Consider the following 19,141-nt stretch of genomic DNA (forward strand, 5'->3'; position numbering starts at 1 on the left):
CTGCTGTTTCGCTGGCAAGGCGCGGATGAAACCCGCAACCCGATATTGCTGATGGCTCACCAGGATGTCGTGCCGGTTATTCCCGGTACTGAAGACGAGTGGAGTTATCCGCCTTTTGCTGGCACCGTGGCCGACGGCTATATCTGGGGACGCGGTGCAATTGATGATAAGGCTGGCGTGTTGGGCATTCTTGAGGCAGTAGAGCGCCACCTGCAAGAAGGCTTTGTTCCGCCGCGCACTATCTATCTGGCGTTCGGTCATGATGAGGAAGTGGGTGGATTGGGTGCCCGTGCGATAGCCACCGCCTTGCAAGAACGCAATATCACCGTTGATTTTCTGCTTGATGAGGGCGGTGTGATTGCCAAGGGAATGATTCCTGGCGTCGACAAGCGGGTTGCTCTGATTGGGCCTGGTGAGAAGGGCTATGTGAGCCTCCAGCTCAGTGCGCGCGGTACCGGTGGGCACTCCTCAATGCCTCCGATGCAATCGGCGGCAGGAACTATAGCACGAGCTGTGCACCGGCTGGAGCAAAGTCCATTTCCGGTTGATCTCAGTTACACCATCGACTTCATGCGTTTCCTCGGTGCTGAACAACCTTTTCTGCAGCGGCTGCTGTTTGCCAATGCCTGGCTATTCTCCCCTGTTTTGACCGGTGTATTGGAAAGTGATCCGGCAACTAACGCCAGCATTCGCACCACAACGGCAGTAACCATGCTCGATGGCAGCGTGCGTGACAACGTGCTCCCAATCAAGGCGTCGGCCGTGGTGAACTTTCGCATCCTGCCTGGTGATACGGTCGAATCAGTAATCGACTATGTAACGGCTGTTGTTGACGACCCCAGTATTCAGGTTTCGCACTACGGTGGCTTTGGCAGTAACCCCTCACCCGTGGCTGATACGGAAAGTGTCGGCTTTCAGGTCTTAAGTGATGTCGTGAAGCAGGTTAGTCCCGAGACTTTGGTGGCACCGCGATTGGTGGTAGCTGCAACTGATGCCCGACACTTCAACCAGGTGGCGAAAAACAGCTTTCGCTTTATGGGCGTGGAGGTAGGCAAAAAAGAGCTTGAAGGCATACACGGTACAGATGAACGGGTATCTGTGGCCAGTTACGCCGAAGCCGTGAAGATGTACTACGCGTTGATTGCCCGCGCAGGTGAGTTATAGCAGCTCAAATGTAATGTTAGTGGTTAGGTTGAACCGGCACACGCTGGGCTTCTGGCGTGAGGTGTTCTACTCGCCAGCCCATGCGCATCACCAGTATGGTCATCAGTGGGCTGATCAGATTAAAAAAGCAAAAGGGCAGGTAGGTCAGCGTTCCGAGTCCCAGTACCGTCGCATGATAGGCGCCGCAAGTATTCCAGGGTACTAGTACAGAGGTGACAGTGCCGCTGTCTTCCAGTGTGCGGCTAAGATTGCGCGCAGAAAGGTCATAGCGTGCGTAGAGTTCCGGATACATGCGCCCGGCAATAAGTAATGTCAGGTACTGTTCCGATGCGGTGATATTCAATATGCCACAGGTGCCGCTGGTGGTAGCTACCAGCGAAGTGCGGCCTCGGATCAACGTATTGAGGCCTTCGAGAATACGAGCCAGGCAGCCTGACCCTTCCATTAAACCGCCAAAAACAACCGCGCACAGAATCAACCAGATGGTATTGAGCATGCCGGCCATGCCAGAGGTCGACAGTAAATCGTCGGTGAAGGGGTGGCCGGTTTCAATCTGGGTTTCACCGACAATGGGAAGCAGTAGTCCACGATAGAGGCCGGTCCAGTCAGTGGCGCCGCCGATCTGATAAACGAGTTCCGTCTGGAAGGCGAAAGCGAACAGGCTGCCAGCCAGCGTTGCCAACAGCATCAGTGGCAGTGCAGGCACCTTGCGAATAATAAGAATGATTACCAGCGCAGGTACTAACAAGAGCCAGCCAGACACGTTGACACTGTTGTGAATCGCTTGAATCATCTCAGCCGATTGGGTGATCTGGCCTGTGGCGCGGTGTGTTACACCTAGAATAAGAAAGAGCAGCAATGCGATCAGAAATGAAGGCAGTGTTGTGATAAAGAGATAGCGTACGTGGCTGAACAGATCAACGCCGCAGACGCCTGAGGCAAGGTTTGTGGTGTCGGAAAGCGGCGACAGCTTATCGCCAAAATAGGCGCCGGAAATAACGGCGCCGGCGGTGACAGGCAGGCTCATACCCAGGCCTTCGCCCGTTGCCATCATGGCGATCCCGATCGTGGCTGCGGTCGTCCAGGAGCTACCAACAGCGGTGGAAACAATGGCGCAGACCACTGCAGTTGCCGCATAGAACCACGCGGGATCAGCCAGCGTCAGTCCATAGGTGATCAGCGTGGGAACAATGCCGCTCATCATCCAGGTGCTCGATAGGGCGCCGATCAACAACAACATGAGAATCGGGGCAATGGCTATCTGCATAACTTTTAGCATTTCCGCCTGCAAATGCGGCCAGCGGCTACCATGTTTCAACGCGATAATGGCTACAAGAGCGCCGGCCAAAAGCAGCGCAAATTGATTTGGCCCTTCGATGGCGGCATCACCAAACACGGCGACATTCACGGCAAGAAGCAGTAGCAAAAACACTAACGGTAAAAGGGCTGTGGTTAGAGTCAGCTTGTTTTTGCTTGTAGTCATCCGGTTATAGAATCTGTTATTGGCAGGAGTGAGTATGGAGTATATCAGCGTTACACAGGCGCGCACGCGCAAGGCTTTACGGCTAGTGTTGTGTGCAGGTACACCGGGTGTCTGGGGGGAGGCAATAAAGGCGGTTCTGGCGTACAAACATATCGATTACCTCCCGGTATTGCAGGAAGTGGGAGGCGACAATGACGATTTGCGTGAATGGACCGGTCAGACCAGCGCGCCCGTCATTGTTGATGCCGAAGATCGCCTGCATATATCTTGGGAAAGTATGCTTCTGCTGGCAGAGGATCTTGTGCCCGATGAGCCGTTGATACCACGAGATCCGGTGGAGCGGGTATTGCATTTTGGTCTATTGCGCGAGATCGCCGGTGAAAGGGGGGTAGGCTGGAATAGACGCCTGCAATCCATTGCGTTGTCGGGTGGGCCTGGAGCGAACCCGGTTCTGCAACGATTGGGTGATAAATACGGCTACAGCGAAGCTGCGGTACTGGCCTCCGAAGCACGTACGGTCGAAATACTTGAGCTTCTCAGCGCGCGTTTGCACGATCACTCACCATACTTTTTCGGGGAGCAGCTTACGGCGCTAGACTTCTACGCCGCAATTTTTCTGGGGGTAATGATTGATCCATTGCCCCATGAGTTGATTCCCATGCCGAAGGGAATGCGCCTTGGCTTTTCGCACCCCCCAGCAGCGATTGCCCGGGCCTATGATGAACGCCTCAGGGGGCACCGCGATCTCATGTTTGAGCGTCATATCGCGACCCCGCTCGACTTCTGACAACGGGGTGTGGCCTATGCCGTTGATTGTGTTTCCAGCCACGCTTTGACAGTGGTTTTCAGTAGTTCACGCGTTTCGGGCGTTTCTGCGGCAACGCCGGCTATTAGTGCTATCGCAGCAGACTCCGTCGGATATTTTTGTATCAGTTCTCGCGAGCTGTCCAGCAGCGCCGCATGGTGGCTGTGGGGCTGCGCCGACGCTCGTTTTTCGGAGCTTGATATCCGCGTTAGCGCGCGAAGTGTCACTAGCAATAGCAGAGCACACAGCAGCCCTGTCACGGCCAGCGCACTGGCTTGGCCCATCAGCGCGCTCAATACCACCGCCAAACTGTCGAGCAGATAACCAATAGAAAAGGCAATCAGAATAATAACCAGGGCGAGCGCCGCCACAGTGGCGGCGAGCCCCAGAAGCAGTCGTCCGGCAACTTCTTTCACCGTTTTACTCTGCCGGCGACTGGTTCAGAAGTTTTCCAAGGAATAGCCCAGCCAGAAAGATTGCGAGTAGCGTCGTCAGTGGACGTTCTTTAATCTGGCGTTGGGTGTCTTTGATCGTTTTATCTCCGATAGATTTTGCGCGCTGCGACCATTCGTCACGCAGTTGACTTACCTGACCGCGCTGTTTGTCGAACAGGTTGTGTGTGAGTTTCGAAAAGTCGTCACGTAGTTGATGAATATCGTTTTTCAGTGTGTCGTAATTAATGTCGTCAGATCTCTGCTGGCTATTGGCTTGTGAGTCCATGTAGACCTCCATCGTTGTCACACGCTTACAAAGCGTTTCTGATTGGCAACAGTTAGTCGTCACGTCATTTATGCGGCGCTTGATTTCATTGAACAGGACTTTGCGCGCTGTTGTCCAAGCCGTTGTGACGTTCGGCAAAATATTGCCGAAACTACTGCTAAAACAGTGTGATCTTCGCTCTCGACCTCGGTGCTGTTTGCACGCTAGAGTTCACACAGTAAGTTAGTGTTCTGTCGCCGTAGGGAGCGCATATGGAAAACACCGAGCAACCTGCCAACCTTGAACAGATGTTAGATCTACTGGCGGAGGGTGTTGAAGACGATGATAAGGTCTCAGTTCGAACGATGCTTCAAGCGGCAGGTTCGCGCTCGTTTGCACCCGCTTTGCTGCTCGCGGGGCTGATTATGTTTTCACCCCTGAGTGGGATTCCTGGCTTGCCTACCGTCGCCGCCTTGCTCGTTATGCTTATTGCTGGGCAGATGTTAATTGGACGAAACTATTTTTGGCTGCCTGATTTTATTGAAGGTCGGGTAGTTCCTCGCAAAAAATTCGATTTGATGTTGCATTGGATGTATCCGGTTGCACGCTTTATCGATAGGTTTCTCAAACCTAGATTTACCCTGTTGACCGGTAACGCAGGCACCATGTTACTCACGTTGACCTGCATGTTGATCGCAATCTCTGTTCCCCCGCTGGAAATTGTGCCCTTCCTGTCCAGTGCTGCGGGCGCATTACTGGTGCTGCTGTCACTGAGCATGATTGCGAATGACGGGCTTGTGGCGATGGTGGCAATTTTGCTGTTTGCCGGCATGCTTTGGGGTGGGGTCGCTCAGCTCACCTGACAGTGCTATGCGATGGATTAGTCTACGACATTACTTTCATGGAGACGGGGGATGCCGCCGTGGCATCCCCTGGTACAAAAGCGTTTAGCAGTTAGTATTTTCGGCGTTCGCGCTTTCCTTGGCGTCCTCGCAGGTGTCCTCCACGGCGTTGGCAAAATCGGTTGCTGCTTCATCCATATTTTCTCCGATCTCTTCCATACCGCCTTCGTCGCGGTCGCAACCGATAAGCGTGGTCAGTGGAAGTACCATCATGGCGGTCAATGACAGGGCTTTCGCAAATTTCTTGATCATTTTGAAGGTCCTTTCCTGTTAAAAAAGCAGGCACTCGCTCAGGTCTCGAGTGCGCTGGGCCGCAACATTACGTTGGCAAAGACACTTGGTACAGTAAATATGCACAGCATACTGCTCCAGTTTGATGAACATTTCGCGGTTCCCACAGCCAAATAGCTACGCCATGGCTGGCGATTGGGGGATGGTGGCTCTGATTTGATATTGATGGTAGTTGTAAAAAATATCTGTGTGAAAAAATTCCTGAAATCCAGAAAGCGAAGTTCGCCCTATGTTTTGAAAGCAGGAAGCTGTCGCCATTGTCACCGGCGTGTGTGCGGCCGCAACTTTTCTGAGAGTGAGCATTACTTTGTATGCGACGCCCGATAATCTCTCGGCGATAATCCTGTCACTTTCTTAAAAAGCCGCGAAAAATACAGCGGATCGTCATAGCCCACTGCTGCGCTCACTGCGCTGATGCGCAGGTCTGTGGTATCGAGCAGTTGGCAGGCAGCTTCAATCTTCATGTGCAAGAAATGCTTGATCGGTGAGTAGCCGGTTGCTTCTTTGTACTTGGTGGAAAAGTGGTATTTGGAAAGGTTGCAGCTTTCCGCCAGTTCATCCAATGTCAGAGGCTTGTCCAGGTTGGCGCGCATATTATCTTCGATTTCACGCAGGTTAAAACCGGTAGCCGTGTTGTGTTGGGTGGATCGGTTCTGCAGGGCGATATAACTCAGCATCTGCTTGAGTAGGTTGGCGGCATGAATAAACGGCAGCTCTCGGTAGCCGGTTTCGCGCACACTGAGCAGGCTCTGAAAATCGCGAACCAGTTTCAGGCGCTGGGTGGTGGGCAACAACAACTGTTCGCCGTTGCCGATAATCAGCCTCACATAATGCTCAGCTTGTTCACCCGCGAAGTGACACCAGTAAATCGTCCACGGGTCTTCACGGCTGGCTTGATAGTAGTGGGGGGTATTGGCGGGAATGATCAGCAGGTCACCGGACTGCACGCACTGTGTTTTGCCCTGAGCATCAAGCCACCCCTCGCCGTCAATGCAGAAGATCAGCAGGTTGTCGTCATGCCGGTCGCGGCCCATGCTGTGGTCGTGTGCCTGCGGGTAGTAGCCCATCGCCGAGGGGTAGCAATCGCGGGCCAGCGGGCTGCTGTGCAGGGCTTCCAGCAAGAAACCCGGGGTGACAAAACGGATGCCGTCCTGGGGTAGCGGCCAATGTGAGGGTTGACTCATGGGTGATTTGGTAGCAGCTTTACGGTGAGTGTTACCGCAATATAGTCCATTTTTATCGAAATTTCGTCAATACTGCTGCTTTTGGCGCGCGGGTATAGTCTTAAAGCTTCCATAACCAAGAATTATTTCTCAATCCAGCACAGGTGATGCAATGAACAAGCGCGTACCGCTATTGATCAATGGCCAGTTTGTCGACAGCAAGTCGGCTCAGTCTCTCCCGGTTATCAACCCGGCCACGCAGGGTGTATTGGCCGACGTACCGTTCGCCACCCAGGACGAAGTTGAGCAGGCCATTCAAGGAGCGGCAGAGGCGTTCAAAACCTGGCGCAATGTGCCCGTGCCAGAGCGCGCCCGTTTGATGCTGCGCTATCAGGCCTTGCTTAAAGAGCATCATGACGAGCTTGCCGAAATTCTGGCGGAAGATAACGGCAAAACCTTTGAGGATGCCAAGGGTGATGTATGGCGCGGCATTGAAGTGGTTGAACACGCCTGCAATGTGCCGTCACTGCTGATGGGCGAAACCGTAGAGAATGTAGCCAACGGTGTAGATACCTACAGCAACGTGCAGTCGCTGGGTGTGTGTGTCGGCATTACCCCGTTTAATTTTCCGGCCATGATCCCGCTGTGGATGTTCCCGCTGGCGGTTGCTTGTGGCAATACTTTCGTGCTCAAGCCCTCAGAGCAGGTGCCGATGACGGCGGTGCGCCTGCTGGAACTCTTCAAAGAGGCGGGCTGCCCCGATGGTGTGGTGCAGATGGTGCATGGTGGCAAGGATCAGGTAGACCAGCTGCTTACCCACCCAGTGACCAAAGCTATTTCGTTTGTCGGTTCGGTACCGGTGGGCGAGCATATCTATCGCACCGGTACCCACCACCTTAAACGTGTGCAGTGCTTTGCGGGTGCCAAAAACCATATGGTTATCATGCCAGACGCAGATAAGAACACCGTGGTAAACAATCTGGTGGGTGCATCAGTGGGCGCCGCGGGTCAGCGCTGTATGGCGATTAGTGTCGCGGTATTTGTTGGTGACAGCATCAACTGGGTGGATGAGCTGAAAGAAAAACTTGCCAAAGTACAGCCCGGTTACTGGAACGACGGCAGCGCCGGTTACGGCCCGCTGGTCAGCAAAGCGGCTACCGACCGCGTTAAAGCTTATATCGGCAAGGGCATTGAAGAGGGCGCCACCTGTTTGTTAGACGGTCGCGACTGCACCGTTGAAGGTTATCCTGACGGAAACTGGGTCGGCCCGACCATCTTCACCGATGTGACCACCGATATGACCATTTATAGAGAAGAGATTTTTGGTCCGGTGCTGGTTTGTATGCATGTTAAAACCCTGGGTGAGGCCATTGAGTTAATCAACGCCTGCCCGTTTGGTAATGGCACCTCCATTTTCACCAAATCCGGTGCTGCCGCGCGGCGCTATCAGCATGAAATTGAAGTGGGTCAGGTGGGTATCAATATTCCGATTCCAGTGCCACTGCCGTTTTTCTCATTTACCGGTTGGAAGGCCTCCTTTATGGGTGACCTGCACGCCTATGGCAAACAAGCGGTGCGTTTCTACACAGAAACCAAAACCATTACAGCGCGCTGGCCGGTGGATGAGGCGGCTGGTGATCAGCCCAATATGACCATCGCCCTTAAGTAGAGAGAACATCATGGATTTCGAACTGAATGAAGATCAGCGCGCCTTTCAGGATACAGCGCGACAGTTCGCCCAGGATGTCATGGCGCCCGATGCTGCTGAGTGGGATGCCACCCAGTTTTTCCCGAAAGACGTGCTACGTCAGGCGGGGGAATTGGGTTTTATGGGGCTGTATACACCCGAATCGGAAGGTGGTATTGATCTGCCGCGTCTGGATTCGGCGCTGATCTTGGAGGAGCTGGCAGCAGCCTGCCCGTCCACAGCTGCCTATATCAGTATTCATAATATGGCGCTGAGTATGGTGGCGCGTTATGGCTCGGAAGAGGTACGCCGTGCTTTTTGCCCGGGCCTGACCGCCGGTGAACAGCTGGCCTCTTATTGCCTGACGGAGCCAAATGCAGGTTCCGATGCCGGCAACCTGAAAACTCGTGCTGTGCGTGATGGCGAGGTTTACCGGCTAACCGGAAGCAAAGCGTTTATTTCCGGTGCCGGTGATTCCGATGTGCTGGTGGTGATGGCCCGCACAGGCGGCGATGGCCCGAAGGGTATCAGCGCCTTTGTCGTTCCGGCAGATGCTTCGGGTATCAGCTACGGCAAAAAAGAAGAAAAAATGGGTTGGAACAGCCAGCCGACTCGGGCGATTAATTTTGATGAAGTGGAAGTGCCGATTGCCAATCGTCTCGGTGATGAAGGGCAAGGGTTTGCTATCGCCATGGAAGGGCTAGACGGCGGACGCATCAACATTGCAACCTGTTCGATTGGGGCGGCGCAAGCCTGCTTGCAGTTTGCAGTGTCTCACGTGTCGGAGCGGCAGCAGTTTGGTCAACGGATAGCAGATTTTCAGAATACCCAGTTCAAACTCGCCGACATGCAAACCGAATTGATTGCCGCGCGTCAGATGGTTCGTCTGGCGGCGTTCAAGCTTGATACAAATCACCCGGAGAAGACCGCTTATTGTGCGATGGCAAAACGTTTCGCCACTGATGTCGGTTTTCAGGTTTGCAATGAAGCCCTGCAACTGCACGGCGGTTATGGCTATATTCGAGAGTATCCGGTAGAGCGTTTTTTGCGTGATAGCCGGGTACATCAGATTCTGGAAGGCACTAACGAAATTATGCGCGTGATTCTGTCGCGCCGTATTCTGATTGAAGGTATGACGGAGATACTGAGATGACAAATACCATGACAGTAACCAGCCCGACACCCAAGCTGAAGCTTGAACGCGACGGTCATGTCGCGATCATCACCATCGACAACCCGGCCGCGAATACCTGGGATGGCGATAGCCTGCCGGGTTTGAAGAAAATTGTAGAAGGTTTGAACGCAGATAAAAACATCTACGCGCTGGTGGTGACCGGTGCGGGGGACAAGTTTTTCAGTGCCGGCGCTGACCTCAAAATGTTTGCCGATGGCGACAAAGACAATGCCCGCAGAATGGCTGACGCATTTGGTGAAGCCTTTGAGTCGTTGGCAGATTTTCGCGGTGTGGCGATAGCCGCCGTTAATGGCTACGCCATGGGCGGCGGTCTGGAGTTTGCGTTGGCTTGTGATATTCGCGTGGTGGAAGAGCAGGCGCAAATGGCTCTGCCGGAAGCCCGTGTAGGTTTGTTGCCTTGTGCCGGTGGTACGCAGCGCTTGAGTTGGTTGGTCGGCGAGGCCTGGGCCAGCAAAATGATTTTGTGCAATGAACGCATCACTGCCGCCACTGCCGAAAAGATTGGGCTTGCCCAAGAAGTCGTGCCGCGTGGTGAGTCACTCAAACGTGCCGTTGAACTGGCTCATCAGGTGGCGAAACAGAGCCCGTCGAGTGTCACCGCGTGTAAAAAACTCATTCGCGGTGCTCGCGAACGTGCCATGAACCCGCAATTACCGCATGAGCGGGAACTATTTGTTGATCTGTTTGATACACAGGATCAGGTTGAGGGCGTGCAGGCGTTCCTGGAAAAACGCGAACCGGAGTGGAAAAATGCCTGAGCTGGGGCCGGTTATCTTTGAAGAAGTTGACGCAGCCAATGGCAAAGCCATAGGGGTTATCACTCTCAGTGTTGAAAAAACACTGAATTCCCTGACATTGCCGATGGTGGATTTAATGTTGGCGCAATTGCAGGACTGGCAGCACGATCAGCGAATCGCCGCAGTCTGGTTGCAGGGCGCGGGCGAAAAAGCCTTTTGTGCCGGGGGCGATGTTCAGGAACTGTATCGCTCGGCGACAAAGACGCCTGGCGGCCCCTGCACCGAAGCGGAAACGTTTTTTGAACGAGAATACCGCTTGGATTACCTGCTGCACGTGTATCCCAAACCTGTCATCTGCTGGGGCGATGGTATTGTGATGGGCGGCGGGCTCGGCCTGTTTATGGGTTGTAGCCACGCAATCGTTACGGACAAAACCCGCATCGCCATGCCAGAGATTACTATCGCTCTCTACCCGGATGTGGGTGGAACATGGTTTCTCAATCGTATGCCGGGTAAAACGGGCTTATTCGTTGCTTTGACGGCCGCTTCGATCAATGCGGCAGATACGCTATACGCTGGCATGGCAACGTATTTCGCGCTGCGCGATCGCAAAGCAGAGTTGTTTGATGCACTCAAAGGGCTGGGCTGGCAGAGCAATGACAAGGCCAATCACGAACTGCTGAGTGAAACGCTCAGGTCATTGGCGCCAGCGAAGGCCCAGTTGGCCGATGGTGGTGAGCTTGCCAGTGCCTTGGCAGAGCATCGCTCATTGATTGACGAGATATGCGCGGGCAGCGATTTGCAGACTGTGGTTAACCAGATTCTGGCTATTGAATCCGATGACAAATGGCTGCAGAAGGCGCAAGCCAGTCTCGCTCACGGCTCTCCGGTTGCGGCGCACAGTATCTGGAACCAGCTGACCCAAGGCGGCAGCCTGTCATTGGAAGAGGTGTTTCAGTTTGAATTGATGCTGTCCACCAACGTGGTGCGTCACCCGGAATTTGCGGAAGGTGTTCGAGCCCTGCTGATCGATAAGGACAAAAACCCGCAGTGGCTGTATCCCACGGTCAACGATGTGCCTGAGCAATTGGTTCAGGGATTTTTCACACCGCCGTGGTCGGAAAACCCGCTGGCGGACATCGCACAATTAAAAGGGGCTTAGCATGAGCAAGGTTGCATTTATTGGTCTGGGAAATATGGGTGGTCCGATGGCGATCAATCTCGCCAAAGCAGGCCACAGCGTGACGGCTTTTGATTTGTCCGAAGCAGCCTTAGCCGCAGTCAAGGCAGAAGATGTCAGTACTGCAGATTCTGCGGCCGCAGCTATAGCTGATGTCGATGCGGTGATTTCCATGCTGCCAGCTGGCCAGCACGTGTTGTCGGTCTACCTGGATGAGACGAGTGGAATTCTTAACCAGCTGCCTAAGGGCACTCTGGTACTGGACTGTTCGACGATTGATGCAGAGAGTGCTCGCGAACTGGCAGCTGCGGGCAAAGCGCTGGGCGTAGGTGTGATGGACGCGCCAGTCTCTGGCGGCGTGGCCGCAGCCCAGGCAGGCACGTTGAGCTTTATGTGCGGTGGCAGCGCTGAAGATTTTGAGCGCGCAAAAGCCATATTGTCAGGCATGGGCAAGAACATTTTTCACGCCGGTGATCACGGCGCCGGACAAGTGGCTAAGATGTGTAACAACATGTTGCTGGCCATTCATATGATCGGCACCGCCGAGGCGCTGCAGTTAGGTGCTAATAATGGCCTGGACCCGAAAGTGTTGTCAGAGATCATGCTGGCCAGCTCAGGTCGCAATTGGTCGCTGGAAGTCTACAACCCTTATCCTGGTGTGCAGGAAAATTCGGCTGCCAGCAAAGGCTATCAGCCGGGCTTTATGGTGGATCTGATGATCAAAGATTTGGGCCTGGCCATGGAAAACAGTATCACCAGTAAAAGCTCGGTGCCGCTGGGCTCGATGGCACGTAGCCTGTATACCGCGCATGGCCTTGCCGGCAATGGCCAGAAGGATTTTTCCAGTATTCTCAATTTGTTACGAAAACCATCCTGACAGCCGAAAACGCTTGACTGTAAACCGGCCTAAATTGGGCCGGTTTTGTTATTCATGTATTCGCCGTCAGCATGAGATACTAGCCCAACGTATAATAATTATTGTGAGTGGCTTATGTCTCACCACCGTATTCTCGAATGTTTACTGGTATCGACGCTGTTGGTGTTGGGCGCCTGCAACGACGGTAGTTCTTCCCGCCGCAACGCAGCAGCCCCACCAGCGGCCGCGCCGCCTGTAAATGATGACCCTGCGCCAAAACCTCAGCCGACGATACCCGCGCCGAAGGTTGCGCTGACGGCCTATACAGCGGCAAACCGCTGTATTGCGTTCAAGACCGAAGACAACCGCTATCTGCAACAGGTCGATGGCGGCTACCGCGCCAGTCTTATCCTGGCAGACACTGATCCCCAGTCCTATTCCTTCTACCTAAAGCCGACAGGCACCTATCGTGCGGCGACAGAATCAGCCACCGCTGCAGTTAATTATCTGCTGTTGTCCGATTATCGACGACAGGCTGCGCCGGAAATCCGTGGCAAGGTGACCAACGTGGATCCCGGTAGCAAAACCTTGCTGGGTATCAGTGATCCCAATCGCCGGTTTCTGGATTTTGAGGGCAACTTTATCGGTCAGCCGGGCGAGGTGATTGCCGGTGTGGGAGATATGTCTGATTTTGCCACTGATGCTGCAAAGATTATCAATTCGGATTCGGCGAATAATGATGGCGCCGATCAGATCAATGAAAACAGTAGTGTACTGGGTGACGGGTTGGATTCGCTGGGCACCCAACTGGAAGATGGATTAGCGCAGGTAGGTAACAGCAGTCCTGTACTGGGGACGGTCGATGAAGCCAGTGATCTGGCGGTATGGGAGTTGAGTCAGGTGGCTGCGGACAGCAAGCTTTTCACGCTGCGCTCAGCCGTTACCGGGCAGTATCTTGTAGTGACTGAAGACGGCGCGCTGGGTCTGGCGCAATCGGCAGATAGCGGACACCGCTTTGAGCTGGAGCGTCTGGCCTCCTGCGCCACGTATCCAGAAGCGCAATTGAATGCTGAGCGGGTAGATCCCAACGTAGCCCCGCGTATCTACTGGGACGAAGATAATAAGCAGGATGTCTATGGCTGGGTAGATGATCACGCCCATATTACCGCTTACGAGTTTATTGGCGGGCGTATCAACTACGGGTCAACGCACCACAAATTTGGCGTCGATCACGCGCTTGGTAATTGCCAGGTCAATCACGGCCCCAATGGCTCCACAGGAACGGTGGAGATGGCTACATCCGATGATTTCAACGGTCATGAGACCGTGGGCTGGCCAAGCTATAACGACTGGCCTCGCAGCAATTCGTTGCAGCATCATCAAACTTATTATCGCTGGATGGAGCGCGCTTTTCTCAGTGGCCAGAAAATCATGGTCAACCTGATTACCCATAACGAACTGTTGTGTCAGATCGTGCCGCAAAAGAAAAACGATTGCGACGTTATGGCTGACACCCGGCTGCAAGCGCAGCGAACCTACGAGCTTCAGGATTACATCGATATGCAATCCGGCGGTCCTGGTAAGGGCTGGTTTCGTGTTGTTGGGTCTCCGGCTGAAGCCCGGCAGGTTATTGACGCCGGCAAGATGGCGGTGGTGCTGGGTATTGAAGTTTCCAAGGTGCTAAATTGCGGCGAGTTTATGGATGAGGCGGAGTGCACCCGCGCGCAAATAGAGGAAAGACTGGACGAGGTTTACGATCTTGGCGTTCGATTGATCTTTCCAGTTCACAAGTTTGACAATGCCTTTGGCGGACACTTGCCGCACTCTGGTTTTGCGTTAGGGCCGATTCTGTCGGTGGGCAACCAGGCTGAAACCGGTCATCCACTGGAGGTGGAGGCGTGTGGGGATGATAGCGATCCGGATTCTACCGGTCTCGAAGAAAATGCGAATGATCCGCGAAATTTCCCACCGGTGGGTATTGTCGACTACCTGCTCGCAAACTTTGAGTATCTGGTCAATCAGTTGCCGCCATCTGGGCAGTCCTTCGATCCACGCACGGGCACGGATCACCTGTGTAATATCCGCGGTCTCACGCCGTTGGGTGAATTTCTGCTCGATAGACTGGTAGAGCGCGGCATGATGATCGATCTGGATCACATAAGCCGTCGCGCGTCGGAAACGGCGATGAACCATCTGGCTCAATACAAGGATGCCCAGAACCGCGTGTTCCCGGTAATCAGTTCTCACGATTGGACCGATTCTCAGGCGCTGTTGAATCGCATTGGTCGGGATGGTGGGTTTATTGGCCGCTTTGCCCGCGATGGTCGAAACAACTGGCTGGAGCGACTCACTGGCATGGCCGCTCGCTATGATAACCAGCCTTTTTTTGGCGGTGGCATCGCGTCTGATGTAAACGGTATCGCCAATCTACCAAAAGATCCGCGCACTAATGCGTCGGTGACCGACGGCGAGATTGACTACGAGCAGGGCTTTTTGTCCTATGATGGTCGAGTGCGTTTCAAGCGTCAGGTCACGGGTGATCGGGTGTTCGACCTTTACGCCGAGCGCGGCGTGGCTCACTACGGCCTGTATCCGGACTATATTGCTGACGCTCAGCAGTTCGGACATTGCAATGCTGTCGATCAGGCGAAAGCCAACGCCGACAGTACGAGCCTTGCCTGTCGGCCCACGACGCAGGCGCTCGATGTATTTTTCCGCTCAGCGGAGGCCTATTTGCGTATGTGGGAACGCGCTGCTTCTTTTCGCTCAGTCACCACAAACTAGGCGCAAAACTTGTGCGGCTGTGATGTCGTCCCGTTAAAAGGCGACGCAGGAATAAAATTGTTGCTACAATCAGTGACATGCAAGGTGGTTATTAGCCTATATCCGACGGGCCATACTGGGAGCACAGTTACAACGCGATGAATAGCGAGCTGCAGGGCCGATTGCTGGGAGGTCTGATCTTTGTTTTTGGCGTGCTGCTGATTGGTGCTGGCTGCTATGGCGTATGGTGGCTTAATACGATCAGTTCTGTAGGTTACCTGCTGCTGGGTATCTGCGTTACCTACAACGGCTGGGAGCGCATGATGCCAACACGCTATGCGCCAATTTATCTTGAAGCCAACGAACCTGACATGCTTGAGGCGGTGGCGTTGGCACGTGCCGAAATCGAACGATTCCGAGACGGTGTGAAATACACACAAAAAGAAGCCAAAGCCCGGTTTGCATTGGAAACCGGTGATGGCTACAGCGAACATGTGTGGGCCGTGGTGCATAGAATTAATGGCAATACGCTGCAGGTGTCGCTACCCAGCGAGCCTGGCAAAAAGGTTAGCCCCGCAGATCCCCGCGCTGAAATGCCGCTGCATGATCTTGAGGATTGGATGCTGATCGATAAAAATGGTCAGACCGAAGGCGGCTACACACTAGGCGCTATGGCTAAGAAATATCTGTTCTACAAAGGCTATGTTCCGCGCGGCCTTAGGCTTCAACTCGATAAATTTGTTGATGTAGACTTGGAAAGATATAAAAATTAATACAACCCGCCAACAGGGTTATACAGGTGTCGTCAGAGGGCGCCTTTAGTTTTGCCCGCCAGCAAAGGCCAGGGTTAAACAATAATAACGATAAGGAAAAGGGGAAATCCGCCGCATGAAGTTTCTGCGCAATGGTCAGGCTGCGCCTGAATTGTCTCGTCGTCGTTTTCTGAAAAATTCCGCTGTACTGTCTGCAGTCGCCTGGACACCGGTGTTCCGGCTATCTCCTGCTGAAGCTCAGGGCTGTACACCGCCACCTAATTTTCCCGCTGATACGCCGGTCTATTTACAGGCCTTCGAAAACTGGTCGAAAGGAATTGTCATCGATGGTCTCTGGACCTGCGCGCCGCGTTCTGCTCAGCAATGTGTGGATGTGGTGAACTGGGCCGCTGCTAATGGCTGGCAGGTGCGACCGCGTGGCGCGATGCACAACTGGTCGCCTATTCACGTCACCGCAGACACAGACTGTCACGATAATATCGTGCTGCTCAATACCACGGACTTTCTGGCTGATATCGCCGTGGAAACCGGCTGGGCAACCCCAGCGGTGCGCGCTCAGGCCGGTGTGTATATGGAAGACCTGCTCGACTTTATAGAAGAGCACGGCTTGGGTATGACCGCCGTACCGGCACCGGGTGATGTTACGGTGGGGGGTGTACTGGCTGTTGATGCGCACGGTACTGCGGTGCCAGCTAAAGGGGAGCAGCGTCAGCCAGGCCATAGCTACGGCTCTCTCTCAAATCTTGTGCTGGAACTTACGGTAGTGGCCTGGGACAAAAAGGCTAACGCTTACACGCTGCAGACCATTGATCGGCGCGACAGGGAAGCTGAGGTGTTGCTGGCTCATCTCGGCCGATCGTTAGTGGTCGAAGCGGTCTTGCAAGTTGGCGCCAACCAGAAGTTGCGTTGCCGCAGCTATACCGATATTCACATTGACGAATTGTTGGGGCCTCCCGGCACATCGGGGCGCACCGTCGAGCACTATCTCGACAGCGCCGGGCGAATGGAGGTGATCTGGTTTCCGTTTACCGATAAACCGTGGCTGAAGGTGTGGAGCGTAGCGCCGACCAAACCGTTGATGTCGCGGGAGGTACATGAGCCCTATAACTATTCCTTTTCCGACAATATGCCTGCCGAAATTGAAGAAATGGCGCGTTCGCTGACGCGGGGGAATAAGGCGTCTACACCCCTGTTTGGTCAGATGATGTATAACGTGACGGTGGCGGGTCTGGCGGCTACCCAAACGGCAGATATTTGAGGTAATTCCAAGAATGTGCTGCTGTACATCAAGCCCAGCACACTGCGTATCGAAGCCAGTGGCTATGCCGTGCTCACCCGGCGCAACAATGTGCAGCGGGTGATTCATGAATTCACTGAGAAATTCAAAGCACTGGTGGCCAGTTACGAGGCGCGGGGGGAATACCCCATCAATATGCCGGTAGAGATTCGGGTGACGGGTTTGGATACACCCGCCGAGGTTGATGCTGTAGCCGGAGCGAATATGCCAGCGCTGTCAGCGGTGCGCCCGGTTGAAGATCACCCGGAGTGGGATGTGGCGGTGTGGTTTGATTGTCTGAGTTTTGTCGGTACCGAACAGTCCGAAGCCTTTAATACCGAAATGGAAAATTGGTTGCACAGTCACTTTAATGCCGACGAAGCAATGGTGCGTCCAGAGTGGTCTAAAGGATGGGCTTATTCGCCGAGTGCCACTTGGAATGACGCCAATTACATAGAGCGCACGATTCCCGGCAGCCATTCCTACGGTCGCCCTCGTAAGGCAAGTTGGAACAAGGCCATTAGTCGATTGGATGCACTCGACCCGCACCGTGTATTGAGCAACAGCTTTATCGATCGGTTGATGCAACAGCGTTAGCCGTTGCATCAAGACCAGAAGTTTCTTATCTAATAGGCATACTGGTGCCGACTGGCGTCGTGATCCCACATATCCTCACCCGCGACCAGCGCTGTGTAATCTGAGGGCGCCGGTGCGGTATGTGAGTCGTCAATCACGATATCCCACGCGATGACCGCTTTGCCTTTAGCTTCGGGACAATCGTTGGTCAGTTGACACCGCGCCTGCGGGTTGGCTGCGGCAAGCGGTGCAGAAATGCCAATGTCTGGTTTTTTAAAGAGTAGGCCGACCACGCCGAGCGGTTCGTCTTGCAGAGCCTCGCAATCTTCAATCCAGAATCGTCCGTGGCTATCACTGATTTTCGCGGTACCCGTTTTCAGGTATTCCGGCGGCAGGTAGGGGTCGGTCTGCAGAAGTTTCAGGATGGCATCCATCCCGTCACCACGAATGCCCAGTGCGTTGCGCAGTCTATGGACATAGACTGGTGCCATAGCGCGCCATTGTTCAGCTGTCATTTCCCACGCTGACTTCGCGCCGTGGTCGCGCATCACTGAGGTGTAGCAGGCTCGCTGCAGCAGGTGAACATCCAGCGAAAACTCTTTGCACTGACGTGCCAGCACAGGATGGGACAGCATCTCCAGTGTAAAAGCGCGGTTGAAGGGCCCAGCATAGTCCGCAAGCCCGTCGTTACCTGGCTCAATGGCAGCGAAGGCGAAGTTGGCGGCCCGGGACTGTTTCACTAGGGGCAGCACTTCACTGCTTTCGGTCAATATCAGCTCATCTCCGAGAAATACACGCCAGCGGCAGGGCCCTTCAGCGGGTACGGTGCCGTGGGGCGGTCGGAATACTGGCCGGCAGCGAGCCCGCTGGTTGACTGCCATAACAGTCGCGTCAAAGGTTGGGTCTTCCATATGGTGGCAGATCTGGGTCTCAGAGGCGGGGTCGGCATTGGTGATCCGCCGTACATGGTTATAGGCGCCGCAATGGGTAAGCCAGAACTGACCTTCAGAGGGCGATTGCAGATCCCAGTGAAACTGTAAAAAGGTGTGGGGCGCACCGATATCCAGCTGAAATGCTTTAAAGATGGTTTCGATATCGTCGCCCCCGATATTAAGCAGCGCCCGGTTGCGGTAATTGTAAATGGGGCTGGCGCCCATCCATTCGTCACAGGCAGCGCGGGTTTGTGCGGCCATGCCATGGTTCAGCGCCAGCTGCGGCATGATCGCACGATCGTGGATGTGATTGGCCAGCATCACCTCACGGCCGTACCAGGCCAGAGTGGCGTGATCGAGGTCTGTCAGTGTGAAGTCCGGGCGGTAGTCGCCGCTATAGTCGCCGGGCTGTGTGCCTGCGTCGATGCTCATATCGAATCCCTTATTGTTGTTGTGTCTGCTGTCAGGGGCAAACGATCCGTGGTTTGCTAAAGGTAACACTTATTGACTAATATGCAAAATAAGCATTTACTAAAAGTCGATGCCTGTGGTAGCGTGAGTAAATCGCAAGCTCTCTGACTTTAGCAAATAAAGGTAGATCCCATGATTCAAGTCGGTTACATCGGTCTGGGCAATATTGGCAAGCCCATGTGTGACAC

At 54.2% G+C, this 19,141-nt stretch carries 16 protein-coding genes and 1 pseudogene; 11 read left to right on the forward strand and 6 right to left on the reverse strand.

All coding sequences use genetic code 11. From position 1 onward, the window contains the following. A partial coding sequence (locus ABYP39_RS09470; protein ID WP_372782251.1) for a M20/M25/M40 family metallo-hydrolase occupies positions 1 to 1,164 on the forward strand: 1,164 nt, incomplete at its 5' end. Positions 1,165 to 1,180: 16 nt separating this feature from the next. Here the strand turns inward: ABYP39_RS09470 and nhaC are convergent. Then, positions 1,181 to 2,647, reverse strand: coding sequence for a Na+/H+ antiporter NhaC (nhaC, locus tag ABYP39_RS09475; protein ID WP_372782253.1), 1,467 nt, complete (start codon positions 2,645 to 2,647; stop codon positions 1,181 to 1,183). Positions 2,648 to 2,681: 34 nt separating this feature from the next. On the opposite strand from nhaC, the gene ABYP39_RS09480 reads away from it, so the two are divergent. Continuing rightward, the gene (locus ABYP39_RS09480; RefSeq protein ID WP_372758567.1) at positions 2,682 to 3,434 is read left to right on the forward strand and encodes a glutathione S-transferase family protein; all 753 of its coding nucleotides are present in this window, start codon (positions 2,682 to 2,684) and stop codon (positions 3,432 to 3,434) included. A 14-nt stretch (positions 3,435 to 3,448) separates the two neighbouring features. Here ABYP39_RS09480 and ABYP39_RS09485 read toward each other — a convergent pair whose 3' ends face one another. Together ABYP39_RS09485 and ABYP39_RS09490 are read right to left on the reverse strand one after the other, a co-directional pair. Beyond that, positions 3,449 to 3,868: a hypothetical protein gene (locus tag ABYP39_RS09485; RefSeq protein WP_372782255.1), complete on the reverse strand. Its 420-nt coding sequence runs from the start codon at positions 3,866 to 3,868 to the stop codon at positions 3,449 to 3,451. Positions 3,869 to 3,872: 4 nt separating this feature from the next. Next, a complete protein-coding gene (locus ABYP39_RS09490; protein ID WP_372750412.1) occupies positions 3,873 to 4,172 on the reverse strand; it encodes a hypothetical protein in 300 nt (99 codons plus the stop codon). 251 nt (positions 4,173 to 4,423) lie between these two features. Between ABYP39_RS09490 and ABYP39_RS09495 the strand changes: the two genes are divergently transcribed. After that, positions 4,424 to 5,014 carry an exopolysaccharide biosynthesis protein gene (locus tag ABYP39_RS09495; protein WP_372758569.1) on the forward strand — a complete coding sequence of 197 codons (591 nt, stop codon included), beginning with the start codon at positions 4,424 to 4,426 and terminating at the stop codon, positions 5,012 to 5,014. A gap of 84 nt (positions 5,015 to 5,098) precedes the next feature. Here the strand turns inward: ABYP39_RS09495 and ABYP39_RS09500 are convergent, their stop codons facing one another. Further along, on the reverse strand, positions 5,099 to 5,305 hold the full coding sequence (locus tag ABYP39_RS09500) for a hypothetical protein (RefSeq protein WP_372749862.1): 207 nt from the start codon (positions 5,303 to 5,305) through the stop codon (positions 5,099 to 5,101). A 341-nt stretch (positions 5,306 to 5,646) separates the two neighbouring features. Next, on the reverse strand, positions 5,647 to 6,528 hold the full coding sequence (locus tag ABYP39_RS09505) for an AraC family transcriptional regulator (protein ID WP_372749861.1): 882 nt from the start codon (positions 6,526 to 6,528) through the stop codon (positions 5,647 to 5,649). Between the two features lie 151 nt (positions 6,529 to 6,679). On the opposite strand from ABYP39_RS09505, the gene ABYP39_RS09510 reads away from it, so the two are divergent. From ABYP39_RS09510 to ABYP39_RS09545, 8 genes and pseudogenes are all read left to right on the forward strand, one after another. After that, positions 6,680 to 8,176, forward strand: a complete 1,497-nt coding sequence (locus ABYP39_RS09510; protein ID WP_372749860.1) for a CoA-acylating methylmalonate-semialdehyde dehydrogenase — start codon at positions 6,680 to 6,682, stop codon at positions 8,174 to 8,176. 10 nt (positions 8,177 to 8,186) lie between these two features. Next, the gene (locus ABYP39_RS09515) at positions 8,187 to 9,347 is read left to right on the forward strand and encodes an acyl-CoA dehydrogenase family protein (protein ID WP_372782257.1); all 1,161 of its coding nucleotides are present in this window, start codon (positions 8,187 to 8,189) and stop codon (positions 9,345 to 9,347) included. Then, positions 9,344 to 10,147 carry an enoyl-CoA hydratase gene (locus tag ABYP39_RS09520; protein WP_372758133.1) on the forward strand — a complete coding sequence of 268 codons (804 nt, stop codon included), beginning with the start codon at positions 9,344 to 9,346 and terminating at the stop codon, positions 10,145 to 10,147. Before ABYP39_RS09515 ends, ABYP39_RS09520 begins: the two co-directional genes overlap by 4 nt. Beyond that, complete coding sequence (locus ABYP39_RS09525; protein ID WP_372750086.1) at positions 10,140 to 11,288, forward strand: enoyl-CoA hydratase/isomerase family protein; 1,149 nt, start codon at positions 10,140 to 10,142, stop codon at positions 11,286 to 11,288. Before ABYP39_RS09520 ends, ABYP39_RS09525 begins: the two co-directional genes overlap by 8 nt. A 1-nt stretch (position 11,289) precedes the next feature. Then, positions 11,290 to 12,183, forward strand: a complete 894-nt coding sequence (gene mmsB / locus ABYP39_RS09530; protein WP_372782259.1) for a 3-hydroxyisobutyrate dehydrogenase — start codon at positions 11,290 to 11,292, stop codon at positions 12,181 to 12,183. 114 nt (positions 12,184 to 12,297) lie between these two features. Continuing rightward, positions 12,298 to 14,946: a hypothetical protein gene (locus ABYP39_RS09535; protein WP_372782261.1), complete on the forward strand. Its 2,649-nt coding sequence runs from the start codon at positions 12,298 to 12,300 to the stop codon at positions 14,944 to 14,946. 137 nt (positions 14,947 to 15,083) lie between these two features. Beyond that, on the forward strand, positions 15,084 to 15,698 hold the full coding sequence (locus ABYP39_RS09540) for a DUF2314 domain-containing protein (protein ID WP_372747965.1): 615 nt from the start codon (positions 15,084 to 15,086) through the stop codon (positions 15,696 to 15,698). A 115-nt stretch (positions 15,699 to 15,813) separates the two neighbouring features. Continuing rightward, positions 15,814 to 17,571, forward strand: a pseudogene (locus tag ABYP39_RS09545) (cholesterol oxidase substrate-binding domain-containing protein). Positions 17,572 to 17,600: 29 nt separating this feature from the next. Here ABYP39_RS09545 and ABYP39_RS09550 read toward each other — a convergent pair. After that, the gene (locus ABYP39_RS09550) at positions 17,601 to 18,914 is read right to left on the reverse strand and encodes a hypothetical protein (protein WP_372782263.1); all 1,314 of its coding nucleotides are present in this window, start codon (positions 18,912 to 18,914) and stop codon (positions 17,601 to 17,603) included. Positions 18,915 to 19,141 lie beyond the last annotated feature (227 nt).

It is taken from the genome of Litorivivens sp., from assembly GCF_041625495.1.
In the GTDB taxonomy this organism is placed as follows: domain Bacteria; phylum Pseudomonadota; class Gammaproteobacteria; order Pseudomonadales; family Spongiibacteraceae; genus Litorivivens.